Annotated in this window: 18 protein-coding genes and 1 pseudogene; 6 read left to right on the plus strand and 13 right to left on the minus strand. The window is 35.6% G+C overall.

The annotated features are described in order from the left end of the window. From Q0941_RS03730 to Q0941_RS03750, 5 genes are all read right to left on the minus strand, one after another. The coding region (locus Q0941_RS03730; RefSeq protein WP_299291504.1) for a hypothetical protein at nucleotides 1-1,226 on the minus strand (1,226 nt) is incomplete at its 3' end. Nucleotides 1,227-1,334: 108 nt separating this feature from the next. Further along, nucleotides 1,335-2,186 (minus strand): hypothetical protein, encoded by an 852-nt coding sequence (locus tag Q0941_RS03735; RefSeq protein WP_299291506.1) that lies wholly within the window; start codon nucleotides 2,184-2,186, stop codon nucleotides 1,335-1,337. Nucleotides 2,187-2,188: 2 nt separating this feature from the next. Then, the gene (locus Q0941_RS03740) at nucleotides 2,189-2,791 is read right to left on the minus strand and encodes a hypothetical protein (RefSeq protein ID WP_299291508.1); all 603 of its coding nucleotides are present in this window, start codon (nucleotides 2,789-2,791) and stop codon (nucleotides 2,189-2,191) included. A gap of 429 nt (nucleotides 2,792-3,220) precedes the next feature. Next, nucleotides 3,221-4,882, minus strand: coding sequence for a DUF790 family protein (locus Q0941_RS03745; RefSeq protein ID WP_299291510.1), 1,662 nt, complete (start codon nucleotides 4,880-4,882; stop codon nucleotides 3,221-3,223). 57 nt (nucleotides 4,883-4,939) lie between these two features. Beyond that, entirely contained in the window at nucleotides 4,940-6,364 is a 1,425-nt protein-coding gene (locus tag Q0941_RS03750) for a DEAD/DEAH box helicase family protein (protein ID WP_299291512.1), read from the minus strand. Between the two features lie 366 nt (nucleotides 6,365-6,730). Here Q0941_RS03750 and Q0941_RS03755 point away from each other — a divergent pair, with 366 nt between their 5' ends. After that, a complete protein-coding gene (locus tag Q0941_RS03755) occupies nucleotides 6,731-7,411 on the plus strand; it encodes a hypothetical protein (RefSeq protein ID WP_299291514.1) in 681 nt (226 codons plus the stop codon). Next, nucleotides 7,408-7,923 carry a nucleotidyltransferase gene (locus tag Q0941_RS03760; protein WP_299291516.1) on the plus strand — a complete coding sequence of 172 codons (516 nt, stop codon included), beginning with the start codon at nucleotides 7,408-7,410 and terminating at the stop codon, nucleotides 7,921-7,923. Before Q0941_RS03755 ends, Q0941_RS03760 begins: the two co-directional genes overlap by 4 nt. A gap of 348 nt (nucleotides 7,924-8,271) precedes the next feature. On the opposite strand, the gene Q0941_RS03765 is transcribed toward Q0941_RS03760, so the two are convergent. The 3 genes from Q0941_RS03765 to Q0941_RS03775 all read right to left on the minus strand — a co-directional run bounded on the left by Q0941_RS03765 (nucleotide 8,272) and on the right by Q0941_RS03775 (nucleotide 12,691). After that, on the minus strand, nucleotides 8,272-8,424 hold the full coding sequence (locus Q0941_RS03765) for a hypothetical protein (RefSeq protein WP_299291518.1): 153 nt from the start codon (nucleotides 8,422-8,424) through the stop codon (nucleotides 8,272-8,274). 130 nt (nucleotides 8,425-8,554) lie between these two features. Next, entirely contained in the window at nucleotides 8,555-9,964 is a 1,410-nt protein-coding gene (locus Q0941_RS03770) for a cytochrome c biogenesis CcdA family protein (RefSeq protein WP_299291520.1), read from the minus strand. Between the two features lie 303 nt (nucleotides 9,965-10,267). After that, the gene (locus Q0941_RS03775; protein ID WP_299291523.1) at nucleotides 10,268-12,691 is read right to left on the minus strand and encodes a heavy metal translocating P-type ATPase; all 2,424 of its coding nucleotides are present in this window, start codon (nucleotides 12,689-12,691) and stop codon (nucleotides 10,268-10,270) included. A gap of 181 nt (nucleotides 12,692-12,872) precedes the next feature. Between Q0941_RS03775 and Q0941_RS03780 the strand changes: the two genes are divergently transcribed. Beyond that, nucleotides 12,873-13,010, plus strand: coding sequence for a YHS domain-containing protein (locus Q0941_RS03780; protein ID WP_299291525.1), 138 nt, complete (start codon nucleotides 12,873-12,875; stop codon nucleotides 13,008-13,010). 6 nt (nucleotides 13,011-13,016) lie between these two features. Further along, nucleotides 13,017-13,256, plus strand: a complete 240-nt coding sequence (locus tag Q0941_RS03785) for a thioredoxin family protein (RefSeq protein WP_299291527.1) — start codon at nucleotides 13,017-13,019, stop codon at nucleotides 13,254-13,256. A 373-nt stretch (nucleotides 13,257-13,629) separates the two neighbouring features. Here Q0941_RS03785 and Q0941_RS03790 read toward each other — a convergent pair whose 3' ends face one another. Continuing rightward, the gene (locus tag Q0941_RS03790; protein WP_299291528.1) at nucleotides 13,630-14,127 is read right to left on the minus strand and encodes a hypothetical protein; all 498 of its coding nucleotides are present in this window, start codon (nucleotides 14,125-14,127) and stop codon (nucleotides 13,630-13,632) included. 224 nt (nucleotides 14,128-14,351) lie between these two features. Further along, on the minus strand, nucleotides 14,352-15,161 hold the full coding sequence (locus Q0941_RS03795; RefSeq protein WP_299291529.1) for a ParB/RepB/Spo0J family partition protein: 810 nt from the start codon (nucleotides 15,159-15,161) through the stop codon (nucleotides 14,352-14,354). Nucleotides 15,162-15,700: 539 nt separating this feature from the next. Between Q0941_RS03795 and Q0941_RS03800 the strand changes: the two genes are divergently transcribed. Continuing rightward, on the plus strand, nucleotides 15,701-16,261 hold the full coding sequence (locus tag Q0941_RS03800) for a TATA-box-binding protein (protein ID WP_299291531.1): 561 nt from the start codon (nucleotides 15,701-15,703) through the stop codon (nucleotides 16,259-16,261). 142 nt (nucleotides 16,262-16,403) lie between these two features. Here Q0941_RS03800 and Q0941_RS03805 read toward each other — a convergent pair whose 3' ends face one another. From Q0941_RS03805 to ald, 3 genes are read right to left on the minus strand one after another with little or no spacing between them, the layout of a single operon-like run. Next, nucleotides 16,404-16,724, minus strand: coding sequence for a hypothetical protein (locus tag Q0941_RS03805; RefSeq protein ID WP_299291533.1), 321 nt, complete (start codon nucleotides 16,722-16,724; stop codon nucleotides 16,404-16,406). Beyond that, complete coding sequence (locus tag Q0941_RS03810; RefSeq protein ID WP_299291535.1) at nucleotides 16,714-16,839, minus strand: hypothetical protein; 126 nt, start codon at nucleotides 16,837-16,839, stop codon at nucleotides 16,714-16,716. Before Q0941_RS03810 ends, Q0941_RS03805 begins: the two co-directional genes overlap by 11 nt. Continuing rightward, on the minus strand, nucleotides 16,836-17,897 hold the full coding sequence (gene ald, locus Q0941_RS03815) for an alanine dehydrogenase (RefSeq protein WP_299291537.1): 1,062 nt from the start codon (nucleotides 17,895-17,897) through the stop codon (nucleotides 16,836-16,838). The genes Q0941_RS03810 and ald overlap by 4 nt, the downstream gene beginning before the upstream one ends. Before the next feature lie 329 nt (nucleotides 17,898-18,226). Here ald and Q0941_RS03820 point away from each other — a divergent pair. Further along, nucleotides 18,227-18,874, plus strand: a pseudogene (locus Q0941_RS03820) (Fe-S cluster assembly protein SufB); the annotation flags it as partial.

An 18,874-nucleotide genomic window follows, 5' to 3' on the forward strand; every position in this document is an offset into this window, starting at 1 on the left:
TCATCATCGTCATCATCTCTTGCTTCGTCATCTTCATCTCGCTCATCATCGTCATCATCTCTTGCTTCGTCATCTTCATCTCGCTCATCATCGTCATCAAGTGAAAAAATTCCTGAAAGAATAACTCCATTACCACCACTGATCTCAATAATGTCACTATCTGCTACCAGAGGCACATCATTTCCATCTCTGCTATCAAGATCCAATTCTCCTTCACCATCTTCATCTGTTGTAATTTCACCTACAGATTCACCACCTACAAGAACATCAAATGTTTCATCTGGCGTTTGATCTTCAATTTCTACAGAAAGTTTCTTTCTGTCATTTCTTTGCTCAAATTCGGCTTCTCCAATATCTTCTTCCTCATCATTAACTAGTTCTGCTTCAAGTTCTACCTTGTCAGGGAGTAAGTCAGATGAAGTGGATAGAACTTCTTCATTGTCGCTACTTTCACCAGTAATCTCATAGATTTCATTAATATCGTCATAATCTGTTAATTCATCAATTAGTGCTTGTAATTGTTCAATAACAGGATCGTCAATGCCTAACACATTCGCTGTGTCTATAACATCTTCTAGATCACTTACCAAATCTTCGACAAAGTTACTTACTCGCTCATCTTGTTCTTCTTCTGCCTTGTACTCGATTCGATTTAATATCTCATCAAGAATTTCCTCAGCAAATTTGACTAGTTCTTCAGCCTCAGCTGTATTTTCCTCAGAGAGTTTTTCTTCTGCCAACAAAATTGCAGCATCAAGATCATCTAAGCTAATGTCTAATTCATTATTTAATATGAGAGTCCTTAATTCATCAGCTTCATTTTGCAAGTCAACTATGGATTCTGCAATTTCAAAAAGTCCTTTAAGATGTTTTTCTTGTTCTTCAACAAGTTCTTCTTCGGCCTTCAAAAGTTCTTCATAGGCATCTTCAAACAAGGATAATGCATCAAGACCAGGATCCCTTGCATTTTCAAAGTCTCCATTTTCTAGAAAATCAAGTGATTCTTGATATTTGACTAGACCGTCATTATACAAAGTATTAGCATCTGGGGGTATTTCTAGTCCATTTGTCTCAAATGCAGTAAGTTTTTCTTCTAGTCCCAGCTTTGATTCATCTAAAATTGATTGAATTGTAAAGTGAGTATCAGCAAATGCAGGGGCTACACTATAAGTTGAAGCCAATAGCACGTATGCAAGTACAAATATTGGGATAGTTCTGTTTTTCACAAGACAGTATTCGCACTGACATAATAAAAGAAAGCACCTAGTTTGCTTCCTAAAGAGTGGTTCTTTCGAGCGAACCAGAGTAAATTAATGCAGAATGCTTGATTCTATTCAAATTTCCCATAATGTTTCTTTAATTCCCAAATACTTTTCATTAGAGATAGATTTTGATTTTAGGAATAGTTCTAATTTTTTGAAGGATTTTTGTTTTAAATACTCTTGAATCTTCTCACGGTAATCATCAATTTCAGATTGTTGAGTATCAGGTTGTGAGGTACCGTGTCGAATATCGGGTTGTGGAGAGGACATCTGAGAAATTTTATGTCTTCTCTTTACTAGAAATACTACAATTGCTACAATTGGCAATCCAATCAAAAATGCAAGCGGGGAATAATTTGGCGTCCATATTGCTTCGATTTCAATAGGACCATCAACTAGTATTTCAGCAGAGTTTCCAGATGAGGATATTGCTGGACCTTCCCAATATCCTATTTCATAAGGGAATAATCCATCATTATTGGAGGTAATGTCTAAAATTTTAATTTCAGATTTTGCATCAAACCAATTATCACCAGTAGGGGATTTTGGTGAAAATGAATATTCATTCACACCTAGGACAGAAACAGGATACTGGGTAACGGCCAAAAAAACAACTGTACGTGATGAATCAGTAGGCACATCTAAAATGAAATTTCCTCTAGATTGTCTTGAGATTGAAGAAAAATCTTGGCCATCAAGACTGTATGAAACTAGATTATACCTGCTATTCTGGTCCCTTACCCAAGAATATTTTTGGCTCAAAGTGTAGATTTCATTTGAATCCAAATCAATCACATATGACGCTGCAGTATTATTGACGAAACTAACTTGTAAGGTATTTCGAGAATCAGTTTGAGCAAAAGAGTGATCGTATGCAAAAAACAATAAAAATGAAAAGACAATCAAGACAGCTGCAACTTTCAATCTTAATTCACCAAATCCTCCAACCCTTCAAATTTAGAATGAATTTTGTTTTGGATTTGAGTAAGATTTTGAGAATATTCGCGTATCAAATCTTCATATTCTCCTCGTGGAATTACTCCATGATCAAAGTCTGCATTAATTTTCTTTAGTGCTTCATCATAACCAAACTTTTTGGATAATAACTTGTAAAACTCGTCAGGAATTGGCCATGATGATTTTGGAATCTCAAAGGTATTAAAAGATTCAACTCGGTCTCCTCTAAAACTTTCAATCTCTTTGACCCTTTGAAATCTGTATGCAGTAAGAAGATAACGAACGTCATTAGTAGCATATTGTAATTTTTCAACCATACCACATTTTGAAAGAGATTTCTCTATGCCAAGTCTGATCAAGTCTTTTTTTGATTTTTCATCCTCACCAAAGATGTCTTTAGATATTTCAGCAATTTTAACTGGACCCATTTTTTCAGAAGACAATTTAGCAATTGAAAAGATGATTTTATGTGTGAGTAAATCTTTAGAAGATTCATCAAGATATTTGAAGCAGTTTTCTTTCAAATTTTTTATCTGAATGATTCGTTCAATCAAGTTATTTTCTTCAAACAAGGTCTTTACTCAATTAGATTTGAGATATAACCTACAAAAAAAGGTATAAGTAATTTTTATTTTAATTCCCAAAACACAGAATTCCCCCAGTTTCATTGGTGTTCTAGACACATATTTTGTCAAGGATCAAATGGAGACTCATTGTCTATGCCCTATCAACATAATGCTCTCATTTCAATTTGAACCATAGTTACATCAAAATCAAAAATCATGTAATTTTGAACAATGTTTTTTCATTGTGTTTGAACTGTTATTGGTGAGTGTTTGGTTCACAGACTAATCATTGTTTTACAAACATTGATTTTTAGGCACAAAATGGATTGAAAATAAACCCAGAAAAGCATACTAGCCCCTTTAGATTCAAACTGAATTCAGTAACAGTTAGGGATTTGAATCAAATATGTAATTCCCCCATAAGATAACGGTAAATTATTTTTTATATATTGATGCATTGTTAGGATCCAAATCAGGCCAAATGACATCATACCCTAATTCAGACAACAAATCAGCATGACATGAATCAGGAATGCCATCGGATTTCATGATGCTGCATGCATCAACAAATTTAGAAATATGATCAAGGGCATTACGAATTAAATTCATTTTGTCTTTTGAGAGCAGATAGGAATTGATTGTAACAAATATGTCAGGATAAGTAGCGGTGATAACTTTCAATGCCGATGCAACAGGAATGCCATGTTTTTGGGCAATCTGGTCAAGAGAAACCAAACCAGAATTTGTTAGGTCTAAATCAATTTTAACATCTTTGGTCTTTTCTTCAGTTATTTCAGCATCGATTTTTTTCAAGTGTTCTAAAACATGCTTAAGCTGAACTTCTTTTTTGAAAGTGAACACTTTGTCTTGAGAAATTGACTCGATTTGAGAGCATGACAATTCAGAGTTTATTGCAATCAACAAATCCACGGATTTGTTGCGTGCATCATTTTGATTACCTTCAAATAGTATTTCCAGTTTAGCAGTTTTTCTTTCAAGGTATTCTTTGGTCCAAAAACCCACAATTTCAAAGTACATCTTACGTCCATATCTTTCAAAAAGGAAATCAGGAATCATTGCCTTGCCATCTGCAATCAGGGGATCCGGCTCTCTGGATATTTTCCAGCCATCTTTATCATTTTGATCAAAATGCTGACAGAATTTTTTTGCAAAAATTGCCTCAGTTGAACTATCATATACAGAATCATCGAATTCAGCATTCTGGGAATTTTGTGAGGGGTTTTCTATGATGGAGCGCAAATATTTTGCAGTGGATTCACTTGACAACTCAAAAGCATAGAACCTTTGTCCGTCATCTGTTTTTTTCGTTATAGAACCACCAATCTTCCAAAAAGGAGTACTTAGAATTGAAGGCAATAATTTTGCCATGGACACACCATACCTATCAGTCATCTTAAAGAGACTGAGGGGGCCGTCTAAAACACACCTTATGGAATCATTGTCTTCAGAATCATATTCTAAATTATACATCAAGCCGTAACGTTTGACATTGCGCAAAACTTGTTTCCAATACAGTCCGCCTTTAACATAAAACTCTAGTTTTGTACATTTGAAAAGCAGAGTCTGAAACAAGGATAGATTATACCAGAAGATCAAGTCTTTGGGATTTATCGCATCAAACTGTGACAGGACAAGGTTCTCATCTTTGTCACGCCACATGATGGATTGTACATCATCTGATGATATGTGTAATTGAGTTGCAACGTATTGGATAATCTCTTGTCTACGTGAATCAGACAAAGCTAATCCTTGTTTTGATGATTGCTCAAACAGTTTTTGTCGAATTAGCATAGGAGTTGCATTAGTGGATACGGAATTGAGTTGTGTAAAAATAGAACGACGTTCCAGTAATGTAAAAAAACCTCTCACCAGTTTGTAATCATATTCAGATTCAAGAAGTTTGATTTTTTCTAGCAGGTCTCCTTTTGCTTGTTTACTTTTTTGAGCATTTGTGAAAAAAGTCACTAATTTGTTAGCAAGTTCATAATCAGTCCCATTGCCAAAATCAGATGTACAAAACAACGGAGTAATTTTACCTCGGTTTGTTCTAGTACGCAAGAGTTCAGAAGGAAGCATCAGATAGTGGCCCCAACCACGTAGTTCATTTCAGCATCACCATTAGGCCTCATAAGATTAGAAGTCACCATCAGAAATAGAATTTCGTTTCATGGAAGTAATTCTTTTTGCACTAGTGTTGGTTTCCCTAGTGTGCTTTGCAACAATTTCAACCAATCTTGCCTTCCTGCCATCTTGTTTGGGTCTTAGAATCCTTCCCAATCTTTGGATGAGTTCTCGTCCACTACCAGTCCCGCTCATAATTATGCCTAATTCGGCATCAGGAACGTCTACCCCTTCATCCAAAACGCGTGAGGTTACGACAGCATTGTAGATGCCAGATTTGAATTTTTCAAGAACAGATTGTCGCTCTTCTTTGGTTGTCTTGTAAGTAATATTTGGTATTAAAAATTGGTTTGACAAGTCATAAACCATTTTGTTATTTTGTGTAAAAATTATGGTTTTGGAATTCCTGTTTTGCTCAAGAATTTTTTTCAATTCGTCAATCTTTGATTTGCTGTTTAGCGCAATTTCGTTGGATTTGTTTCGCGCAAGTATGGCTTCTCTTGCAGTTTTATTCTTATTTGACATCATGATCAATTGTTTAAGATTGTACATGGAAGGGGTTTTGAATCCCAATTGCCTTAGATTATTTAGGAATTTTGCCTGACTAGCTTCGTATTCGCTTTGCTCATCAGGAGTTAGAGATACCTGTAATCTGTCAATAGTGTACTCTGCCAGATGTTTCTGCTCAGAAAGCTGCTGTGTTCCAAGACGAAACACGACGCCGCCAGTAAGGTATGGAATCAATTCATGCAATTCATCTTCTCGTTCTATGGTTGCAGTCAAGCCTAATCTACATGGGGCAATGAACTGCTCTGCAATAGAACGATATCCAGGTGCAGGAAGATGATGCACTTCATCAAAAATTATCAGTTTAAACTGATTTCCTATTATCGGTGCGCGAATATATGCAGAATCATAAGTTGCCACAGTAATTGATTGAATGTTTTCCTCACCGCCCCCAAGTTTCCCAACAGAAATAGAATGAGAATCATTAACGAAGAGGTATTTTGAAATATTGCTTGCCCATTGCTCCATCAAATCAATTGTCGGTACAACCACAAGTGCAGAACCATTTACCAGTTCAATTGCCCGAATCCCAATAGCAGTTTTACCAGAGCCAGTAGGCAAAACCACACACCCTCTCATGGAGGATTGTTCCCAATTTGCTATGGCCTGTTGTTGGTAATCACGTAATTCTAGATCTCTTATTTTTAGTGTGGAAGAAGATATGAAGTTGGGCACATTGTCAACAAAGCTCAGATCACTTTTGCTTAGATATTCAATTATCTCAGCATAATGCAGTCCATAAGATCTTAGAATTTTTTCCCGCTCATCGTATTTCGTATTTGGAATTCTCAATAGACGACTATCTTCTATACGAATTGTGCCTTTGTCAAAGAATAGTTTGGGATCAATCTGGGTTGAATTAGACGACAATCCATTATCATATCAGAACTGTCACTATAATCATTTTTTGATTGTTATTGGTGCAGTTTAAGCCAATAGAGAATCATCAGCTGACAATGAATGTTATTTTTGGCAAGATAAATGAAATATATTTATTCAAATAAGTATTATTTTTTTATAAATTTGAATAATGAAACACGTAGAAATTGCGTAGCAATTTCTACAGGATCCTCAAATTTATGGATTCCTAAATTTTACGATCTTACACAAAACAAGCAGATATCATTAATCATAATATATCATACCTGCCCCCTCTCCCCCCTCATTACCCAATATATATTGGAATAGACAACTTTGTCCAAATTATATATATAGATCAAGATTTTATAATAATACATGATGATAGAAGATTCAGCAGGGCTTCTAGAAAAGGCAGCACCTGCATTGTTATTTGCTCAGGAATTACCACCTAGACCTGTCTATACTCTAAAGAATCTCAAAACAATTGACGAATCAACAAAAACGGCTCACAGAAGAATCAAATCATTACTTCCACTAGGTCTTGCAACATACAATCGTGGAAAATTTTCTATCAAAAAAGAAGTGGTGTCTCAACCAGTAAATGTATTAAAAAAATTAATTCCGTCGTTAATGTCATTAAAACAAGCAAGACGATTTGGACGTTCTTATAATAATTCAGATATTAATTTTGTTTTAAACCATAAACCTGAATCAGCAATGATTACATTAGATTATCAAGCATGGAATATGACCAAATTTCAATTTCCACGTGATCTATTTGTCTATGTAGATGATGTAGAAAAAGGAGTTTCTTTCTTAAAAGAAAATAATTTCAGTGAAGGGGAAAAAGGACGTGTTGTATTATTACCAAAGATAGGATCATTTGATAACAAAGCAGAACGAGTGTTTTTGGATTGTCTTGCAAATGGAGGAAGAAGTGTATTAGATGCAGTAGCAATTCAATTACTATACAGTGATACAATAAATGTAAAAGCACGATTTCCAATTGAAACCGTAATTAAAGTTCAAGATGATTTACCTAGGGAAACTAAATGAAACCCATAATTCGTGAAGCGCTTAATATTACAAACGATTTAGGATCAGTAACGTTTGTGGGAGCAGTTGCAGTAATTTTACAAACAAATGAATTTCGTCAATCACAAGATATTGATTTTGTAATTGCAAATGAAGTATCAAATGAAGATCTAGTAGAAAAACAATATAGAATAATACAAGAAAATGGAAAAGTGAAAAAGTACACACCTAGAGGATACAAAATTGACATGTACAGTTTACATGATCTAAATGATATTCCATTACAGACAATAATTGATAATGCTCAGACAATATCTGTAGACAATAAAGGAAATACTGTAAATGCCATGAGCCTAGAAACTTTGATTGTGTCAAAATTCAGGGCAAATCGTGAACAGGATAATGAAGATTTGAATAGAATCGCAAAGACTCGTTATAATGACATACAAAAAGACAAACTACAAGAATTGACTAAAAGCGATATAGAACTAAAAGACATACAAAATACGCTCAAGTTCTATGCTGAAAATTAGTAAATAATTCATCTAATACATGTTAGATGAAATTTTCCACATCGACCGGACTAGGCCAGGATACTTAACCAAATAGTAAATCCCCCATGAGGGACTGAATTTGTTTTCATAACGGTTTGAGTTGTAAGGATTCAACTCCACAGAGACTCAGCCATTATTTTGGGGTCAAAAATGGACACAGTTATGTGTAAAATCAAAAGATGATCTAACATTTTGGTTATTGATGGGCATATTCAACATGTTTGCCATAAAAATCACAAAATTGGTTTTTACATAGATACATAGAAAAACCACCAGGGGTTTTGGATTCTATCAATTGAGTATTGCATGTTTTGCATTTCAAAAGAATCAAATCCAGGGTTCTGAATCAATTTTGAATCGAATTGGGATTTCAGATAATGATTCAGCATCAGAAACAATCTTGAACAAACACATATCAGAACAATATGAGATATTTGAAACAATTAATTTTCTTCCACAGCCTTTGCATTTTTCTGACATAAATTGGTAAATTGCAATTTTCCTATTAAAGGAAATACGAGATTATCAAAGGGAAGAATTTTTTTCATGTCTGATTCTCATAGTTGAATTTACAGATTAGTAGAACAAGAGTTGTTTTACAACAACAAGATTAGTTTGAAGTAACTTTAGATGTGTCCTGTTGTTTCCTGTTTCTGATTTTTGAAATAATAATTGGAGTTGCAATCATTAATGCAGTAAAAACTGGAACCATCTCTAGTGGGAACATAAAGTTTGTACTGCTTCCTTCTCTGTAGACAGATTTTGCCTCAGGTGCAACTTGGAATGAGAATGAGGCCTGAGTTGTCTCATCATCAATATTATGTATCAAAACTTTTGCAGAGCCTCTATCAGGAAATGTCATTGTATGAACAACATGGCCTGTTTCTGTAAACAGCCCTCTTTTGTAATCTAGTAGTTCTCCGTTAAGATAAACGGTCATATCATATTTGACATTTTCAAGCATGATGTTAGTTATGGGCTCATGAAACATCATGTTAAAGTCATTAGATTTGTCAACACCAACTACTCCACCAGGCTCCCACCAAAAATACACACGCCAATCTTCTTGAGAGGTTAATTTGATCAATGCATCAGAAGGAACACTTGCATGGCCCATTTTAGAATGATCAACACCAGGCATCATGAAGATTTTCATGTTTTCTGACATGCCTGTTGCATCAACAATATCATTCCATACAGTATGCAAAACTGCATTCATGTACCAAGCTTGTCCTTCATTAGTAGAATTTATGATTAGAAAAGAGCCTATAATGATTAGCAAATAGCCACTTGCCAATTCAACTTTCTTTCTTTTTGCAATCAATCCTTTGGTTGGATTAAATCCCAGAATTGCAAGAACTGCAACCATTACAAGAGGTATAGCCCTTCCAACTCCGTGAACAAAACCAAGGGAAGCTCCAGTGATAGGATCAGCAGTTCCCATGATGTAGAATAGCATCAAATAGAATAGAGGGTTAGTACATCCTACTCCAGCATTACCAACTAAAACTCCCATAAGGTACGTTTTTGAAAGATCCCCACGATTTTTCATGAAACCAGGAGTGCCAGAATATGAAGGAGTTGGAATTTTTACAAGACCAATTCTATGTAGTCCATATGCATAGGTGATAATTCCTGCAGCTAACATTAACCAAGTAGAAAGAGCACTGATTCCTGTAATTTGACCAAGATAAGCAAGACCTCCACCATAAAGTGTAAGTGTAGTGATTAGTCCTGCACCAAACAAAGATGCGGTTAACAGCCCTCTCTTCAATCCTTTATCAACAGTCATTGGAACAATCATGAAAACAAATGGAAGTGTACATGGAAGAATGATCATTGAGAGTCCCGCAGCATATGCAAGAATCAGCCAAGATGAGAAAGAATAATTTTCACTTGCCTCAGGACTAAGCTCAATTGTAAATGAAAAAACAATTCCAACAAAAATTACGGAAAACAATCCAAACAAAACAAAAACTAGTGTTCTTTTTGTGACAGATGTTTCTTGTATCTCGCTCACAAGTAATGTTTGATTTTATGATTATTATGTATGCATGCTGAGTTTAATATCTGAAAAAAAATATTGTTTTGTACTGGTATAAACACCAAACAAAATTGAATTACAATAATGAAAATAAGGACATCTTGTTAAATACTAGAAAAACAATACTATGTTATGTCATGTGGTTGCGCAAAAGAAAGTGACGGTTGCATTGATGCAAGTTGCCAATGTGCAAGTTCAGGTGTCTGTACTTGTGGTGCTTCTTGTCAATGTGAAGCAAACAAAAAGTAAATAGGAAATTTACTTTTTCATAATTTTTATTCATTCAAACTTTGGTTTCCAACGTTTAAGCATCAGTGAGCTTGATACTACAGAAACAGAACTTGCAGCCATTGCCAATCCTGCCAATGCAGGATACAAAAGACCAAATCCGGCAACAGGAATTAGTGCAGTATTATACACAAAAGCATATACTAGATTTTGTTTAATCTTGCTAACAGTTTTTTTGCTAATTTCGATTGCAGATAAAACATCAGTTAGGTTATCACGAACTAAAACAACATTTCCTGCCTCAATAGCAATGTCAGTTCCGCTACCTATTGCAATGCCAACATCTGATTGAGACAAGGCTGGAGCATCATTTACTCCATCTCCTACCATGGCAACTATTTTTCCTTCTTTTTGTAGATTAGAGATAGAATCGACCTTGTCTGAAGGCATCAGATTGGCCATAATTCTGTTTATTCTAAGGTCTTTTGCTATGGTTGATGCAGTTTGCTCATTATCACCAGTAAGCATTACAACCTCAATACCATTTTCATTCAGATTTTTTATTGTAATTTTTGCAGATGGTTTTGCAGTATCCATAAATCCAATTAGTCCCACCAATTCTTTTTCTATGGCTACTAGTGAGATCGTCTTTCCTTGATTTCTCAAATTACTAAGTTGTTCAGAAACTTTGTCTAAAATAATTCCTTCATGTTCCATCATAGTTTGGTTGCCAACCAAAATATTTTGATCTTGGTATTTTGCTTTGACACCTTTTCCTGGAACAGAAACAAACGTAGAAGGATCATTGGTTGTTACTCCAGATTCTTTTGCATAGTTTACCAATGAACGTGCAAGTGGATGCTCAGATTTTCTTTCTATTGATGCAGCAATCTCTAAAAGAGAATTTTCATTTGATGTATTTCCGCCAATAACTGCAATTTCATTTACGGTTATGACGTCAGTAACTTTTGGTTTTCCTTCAGTCAGAGTTCCTGTTTTATCAAAAACAACTGTGTTGATTTTGGATAACAATTCCAAGCTAGGACCACCCTTGAAAATTACACCGTTTTGTGCAGCCTTTGCCATGCCAACCATTATTGCTGTAGGGGTAGCTAGTCCCAAAGCACAAGGACATGCAACAACTAGTACTGCAACAGTAGGAATTAGTGCAGACATTACTTCGCCAGGTACGTTAATCATCCATGAAAAGAAAGTCACGAGTGCAATACCCATCACTGCAAATGCAAAACGTCCAGCAACCTTATCGACAATCTGTTGTAGTGCAGGCTTTTTGCCCATAGCATCTTCAACAAGTGAAACAACTTGAGATAGAAACGATTCGCCCCCAGTTTTTGAGACTTTGATAGTTAGGGAACCTTCCTGGTTAACCGTTCCACCAATTACTGAATCATTGGTCTTTTTTGTCATAGGAACAGATTCGCCTGTAACCATTGATTCATCTACAGTTGACATACCATCAATAATTACAGAGTCTACAGGAATTTTTTGTCCAGGTTTTACTATGACAATATCTCCCTGTTGTAATAACTCGACAGGTACTTCTGATTCAACGCCATCCTTTCTAACAATTGCAACTTTTGGTTGGAGTTCAAGAAGTTTCTTAATTGTAGATGAAGCTTTTCCTTTGGTTTTGTTCTCAAGAAATTTCCCAAGTAAAATGAATGTGATAACCATGGCAGTTGCTGTGTAATGAATATGCTCAAACATTACAGTTGGAAACGTATGATATACGCTAAAGACAAAGGCCGAAGTTGTTCCTAAAACTATCAATGTATCCATGTTTGCAGATTTCATTTTTGCAATCTTGAATGCTCCCACATAGAATCTTCTTCCTACAAAAAATTGGACAATTGTTGCACAGACAAAAGAAATGTAAACACTCTCAGGTGTTCCTGACAAGGGCAATGATAGATAATGAGCACCTAAATGGCCAAACAAGATTATTGGAATGCTAAATATCGTTCCAATAACAAGTAGTTTCTTTGTTTTTTTGGCTTCAATTTCTTCAGCTGATGAGGCTATATCTTCACTGACAATTTGATAACCCAAATCTTCAATAGTTCTTCTTATATCTCCAAGAGATAGTAAGGCTGAATTGTATTCAATAATGGCTTGAGAATTTCCATAGTTTACAGATGCATTTTTTATTCCAAGAATTGATATGAGTTTCTTTTCAAGCTGATGTGCATTACTTGAATCAGACAAGCCTTCAATTGACAAAGTAAGTTTTTCATAAACAACTTTGTAACCAGTGCTCTTTATTGCATTTTCTAGTTTTGTAATGTCTGTGATTTCAGGATCATATTCTAAAATTGCTTTTTCTGAACCTAAGTTCACTTCACATTTATCAACACCATTTATTCCAGCAAGTTTGTTTTGAATAATATTCACACAGCCAGCACAGGTCATTCCTCCAATTTTTAAGACAGTTTTAGACATTGTTGTGTTTTTCAAACTTTTCAGCCTTCCTACTTTAACTTTGGTTTTATTACTCTTAAACCACTTGATGATTTTTAAACAAAAAAATATGGTACAAGTTTAGAACAATGCGTAAAAAAATAATTTGGAAAATAAAAATAATTTAAAATTTGAAAATCAAACATACAGTTAAAAATTAGAAACATGAAATAGAATTATGAAAGATCCAGTTTGTGATATGGAAGTTTCAGAAAAAAACGACGCAGCAGAGTTTGAAGGTAAAACATATCATTTTTGTTGTGCTACTTGTAAGATGGCATTTGAACAAAATCCAAAACAATTCATCAAAGAGTAGGATACTGTGAAAATTCAGCTCATTACATCAGAAGGTTGTGTCGGATGTGAAAAAATTGAAAAAATGTTAGATGAATTTAGGATAGATTATGAATTAGTTGATGTAGCAAAAAATCCCAGAATATTAGAAAAGTTTCCTGTGTTTATGGCTCCTGCATTAATTAAAAACGATGAAATTGTGTTTACAGGAGTTCCAAAAAGAGAAGAATTTTTGAAAAAATTAGGCATAGATTCAAATCTGAAATGAAAAATACGATTGTCACGTTTTCTGTTTATACCAGTACTGTCTTCAAATGTACCAATTTTGTTTTAATCTCAAAGGACATATCATAATTATCTAACGTCCATGGGGTGAGAAACTGAGTCATCTGCTTATTCATCTAGTTTCTCACCAAATCCTTTTCTCAAATCATAAATTCAGAGTCAAATCTAGCAAGGCTTGAACCATTTTTAGGAATAAAATGGGTCCAAATCAAACCCAGAAAAGTATACTAGTCCCATTAGACTCAAACCGAATTCAATAACAGTAGGGATTTGAATCAAACGTGTAATTCCCCACAAGAGATCTAATCAAATTCAAAATTTAGGCAATCGAAGATACATTATCAATATTCAAAAAATTAGGAAAACAATCCTACAAAGAATTCTTGAATATTTTCAAACAGACCGCCCAAAGGAGAATTTTCAGACTCACAACCTTCAATGGTTATTGGCAAACTTAGCGGAACAGACAAAGAATTTCCATCTGGGATGTTGTCAAATATTTCAAAATTTGCAATAAAATTTCCACAAGATGCAGGTTCCCAAGGTAATGACAGAGTAAACTCTTGACCTGGTTCTAATGATCCTTGAAGCATGGCATTTGCAAGCTCAGTTCCATCATCAACATTCGTTATTTGAACAGTATATGCGAAATCTTGTGCTGTTGTTTTATGATTCGTTATGTCTGTGTTGATCATATATTGTCCTCCTATGGTAACAGTATTTACAGAATTGCCTGATACTGTATCAAGTACTGATGGATTCTCAAATGAGAACAGAGCATCTTCTGCAATTGCAGGAGTTATAGATAGCAACATAGAGCTGAAAATTATTGAGAAAATTATCTGGTTAATCATACGTATCAGACAACCATGACTGTTTTTAAGCATATCGTATCAATCATACTTTACAATATCAACTCAATTTTTTTCAAAAAAACAACATCCGTAGTTTTGAACTGGTTTTGTAAATCCTACTCAAAAAAATAATTTTTTAAATTTCTGTCTCTACTCTTTGTTAAAAATAATACATAGTTTTCGTTTTCTGGTTAATCTCAAGATGGGTTTTAATTCATCAGACATCAACGTTTACGTTTAAGAAACTTGGAAATTATTTCTGCTGCTTGTTCGTCAGAAGTAAGTTCGTTCCTGTTTGCAAGGCTTGTAAGCTTTCTTGCAGTAGTTTTTGACAAACGGCAGGACACATTTTGCTTTATCCTCATGGATTTTGCCTGCTTTAGCAATTTTGCATGGGATGACTTTGGAGAACGAGACAGTGCGGTAATGTATTTTTTCCTCAGTGACGAATCAAGTTTGGATATTTTTTCTGCAAGCTTTTCTATCTTTGAGACATCGGATACTGCAAGATACATCTTTGTCATTTCATCTCTGGACACTTTCTGAGGCACCATGGACTTTAGTTTGTCAGGAACTGCTGCAAATCCCAGATATTTGTTCAGCGTAATCGGTGACATTCCCATTGATCTTGCAGCGGCAGATTTTCCTATCTGCTCTGCAAGGAATTTGCATGCATCTGCAATCTCCCTGTGGTTCATGTCATTTCTATGGATATTCTCAATTACGGAGGCAGCCTTTGCATTCTCCAGATCATACTCTGTTTTTCTAGTTATGAGATGAACGGGAATCTTTTTGGCACCCAATCTTTTCATGGCTGCAAGTCTTCTTTGGCCAGACATCAAAAGATACGTGTTTTTGTCTTGTTTTTGTACAAGTGGCGGATTCAAAAGCCCCTCATTTTTGATAGATTTTGCAAGTTCAGAAATGCCTTCCCGGTCAAGTTTTCTTGCCTGAGCCTCTTTCCAAACCTTGATCTGTTTGATTGGCACTTCCTTTAGTCGATAAGTAATTACTGGTTTGTACCGTCTTGCCATACTAGTAAATAGGCAATTGTTCACTTAAGTTAGACTAGTCTACAATTAGCAAGAATTACTCTAATTATTCAAACAATAATCAGCTTCAGAACTAGAGGAACAAATGGGTTACTATCAAAGTGATTTTCGTAAAAGGTCGTTGATCAGTTTTGAGAAACTCATATTGCTTTTGGAATTCTGGATCATCTTTGCCTGAAGTTGTCGGAGTTTCTTGTATGTAGAGTCATCAATCACGACGGTAATACGCCTTGCCATATTGAAATATGGTACGTTTTAATATTAATACCAGATGCATCTGAAAGGAATGGCTAAAATAGATCTTCCGATCAAAAATTAAATTTCACAACTCATGCTAAATCAAAAATGCAAAATACGTGCATGGTAATCAGCAGAGTCAAAAGTATACAATTTCAGCTTGTTCAACAATCGAATTCTAGAAAAATTTCTTTTCTATTTTTTAGAACATCATGCTGTTGCCACACAAGACAGAAATTATAACAATCAATAAATAACTCAAAGACATCCAAAGATGGTTATTCATGCCGCAAACAAAACCAATGGTAAGTATCGAAAACGTAGTGGCATCAGCTACAATAAATCAAGAGTTGGATCTTGACACAATCCAAAAAAAATTTCCAAAAATAGAGTACAGTCCAGAGCAGTTTCCAGGAGCCGTGTTCAGACTGGAAAAACCAAAGACTGCAACACTGCTGTTTCGGACTGGAAAAATGGTATGCACTGGCTCAAAATCAGAAGCAATGGCTCAAAAGGCAGTAAAAACAGTCGTAGACAGCCTCAGAGAGGGCAAAATCAAGATAAAAAATGACGCCATAGTCACTGTACAGAACATAGTTGCTGCAGTAAATCTTGGCGGAAGCATACATTTGGAAAAAGCGGCAAGAGTACTGGCAAGAAGCATGTATGAACCAGAACAATTTCCTGGAATAATTCACAGAATGCTGGATCCAAAAGTAGTCTTCTTGGTTTTTTCATCAGGAAAGCTTGTCTGTACTGGGGGCAAGAAGGAACAAGACGTGTATCGTGCTGTTAACTCACTTCATGTAACGCTAGAAGAAAAAGAACTCATGATATATGACTAATAGTGCATTAATGAATTTGGTAATTTTCCAAATCCCCATAAAAGAGCACATATCAGATTCTTCCCGTAAATCGCACTTTCAAATTCAAAATTTATCGTTGGGTGTCAAACTGTTAGCTAGTGCATTTTTAGGATGATCTCTTTCAGCTGAGTTCAAAACATCTAATCAAGGCGGTGGTTTTTTCATCAAGTTTGATTGTGTATGCAGCTGCATTTTCATCAATTGATTCGGAGAGAATTTCTGCAAACTTTGTCTTGTCTTTTCCTCTCTCAAACATTCCACCGGTTTCTTTGACACACAGAGGAAACTTTTTCAAAGGCAGTTCATGTTTTCGCAAAAATGCAATAAATTTTTTGTAATTTTCAGCAGCATACCAGTCATATCCACGTTCTTGACAGAATGCAATCCAGACATCAATCGAATTTTGATAGACTACAACACTACGCAAATCATCAAGTTCCATTCACTCTACCTCCAGTCTTTTTGACAATTATTTTTTTACGGATGTGGTATCTCATAACAATCACATCTGTAAAAACAGACCAATCTTGCATTTTGATCATGTTTGTCAGAGTCATGCGTTCACCATCATTCCATCTGCTGTGCAAAGTCCACTTGCAAGAGACTGATCATTTTCTACAGCTTTATGCCATCCCAGTTCTGCTATTTTTTCTACATATCTTAGGGTCTGTTTGGTTAATGCATATGTTGATGTATGCGGTACAATCCCCGGCATGTTTGGCACTCCGTAATGTATTACTCCATCAACCACGTATGTCGGGTTTTGATGAGTTGTCGGTTTTATTGTTTCAAACAAGCCGCCCTGATCAATGGCAACATCAACGACCACGCTGTTTCTGCTCATGCTGTGGAGCATTTTTCTTGAAACCAATTTTGGGGATCGAGAGCCAGGTATCAGAACAGCGCCAATTAGCAGATCTGAATCAATGATTGCATCAGATATGCTTTGTGGGCTTGATTGGATTATTTCGGCCTTGGTCCCAAAATGATTTTGGAGAAAATCTATCCTTTTGGGATCAAGTTCCAGAATTGTTACATTTGCCCCAAGGCCTACCGCAACCTCTGCGGCATTAATTCCAACGACTCCCCCACCTAGAATCACCACTCTGGCAGGCTCAGAGCCCACAACTCCTCCTAACAGCATTCCTTTTCCTCCATTATTGATCTGAAGAAAATTTGCGCCAATCTGACTAGCCAGCCTTCCTGCAACGGTACTCATGGGAGTCAGGATTGGAAAATTTCCCTCAGAGTTACGTACCGTTTCATATGCTATCGAAGTTACTTTTTTCTTAAGAAGAATATGTGTCAATTCTTCGTTGGCAGCGAGATGAAGAAACGTGAAAAGGATTTGTCCCTCGCGTAACAAATCATATTCGTCTGGAAGTGGCTCTTTTACTTTTAGAATTAGGTCTGAATTCTCATAAACTTTTGATATGCTGAAAGCTATTTCCGCCCCTGCATTTGCATAGTCATCATCACCCAATCCAATTCCAATGCCAGCATCATGTTCAACAATTACCTTGTGTCCTTTTTGTGTTAATGCAGCAACCCCTGTCGGAACTAACGACACCCTGTTTTCGTTGTTTTTTGTTTCTCTTGGAACTCCTATTATCATGACACACACTTCTCGTTTTCGATGAAAGCCAACGTTGACAAAGTTTGTATGTGAACATGTCAACCAATACAAACAGATGCATACATCGTCTCGGAAGCAATTGGCGAAATTGTTTTTGCCAAGATGACTTTCATCACTCCCCACATAATTTTTTCTTTCAATTATACATTTTACAAAAACTACAACGGGTATTGGTGTTATACAAATCAACAATGTCAAAAAAAATTTGATGAGTTTGACATGACAAAATGGATTAGCTGTAACTACTCCGCCATAATTGTGGGAAAGGTGTTAAAATGTATTAATAGTATGACAACTCTTTTGGCCTCATGTCCACTGAAAACCTCAACATGGATTATTCAAAATATGATTTTAAAGACTCTACAGAAATGTATGTTCACCTTAGCAAGAAAGGCCTGACTAAGGACACAGTAATTGGCATCAGCAAAATGAAAGAAGAACCACAATGGATGCTTGATTTTAGATTACGTTCATATGAAATTTTTATGAAAAAACCAATGCCAACTTGGGGTGGGGAACTCAGCAGTATTGACTTCCAAAATATTTACTATTATGCAAAAGCATCTGACAAAGCAGAAAAGAACTGGGATGATGTTCCTGAAGATGTCAAAAACACATTTGACAAATTAGGAATTCCAGAAGCTGAAAAGAAATTCCTTGCAGGTGTTGGTGCACAATATGAATCCGAAGTTGTATATCATAGCTTGAGAGAAGACTTGCAAAAACAGGGCGTGTTGTTTTTGGATACTGATTCAGCTCTAAAGGAGCATCCAGAAATTTTCAAGAAATACTTTGGCAAGGTAATTCCTCCTGAGGACAACAAATTTGCAGCACTTAACAGTGCAGTATGGAGCGGTGGTTCTTTCATCTATGTTCCACCTGGTGTCAAAGTTGACATGCCATTACAAGCATACTTTAGAATTAACGCAGAAAACATTGGTCAGTTCGAAAGAACA

It is taken from the genome of Candidatus Nitrosopumilus sp., assembly GCF_028278985.1.
GTDB lineage: Archaea > Thermoproteota > Nitrososphaeria > Nitrososphaerales > Nitrosopumilaceae > Nitrosopumilus.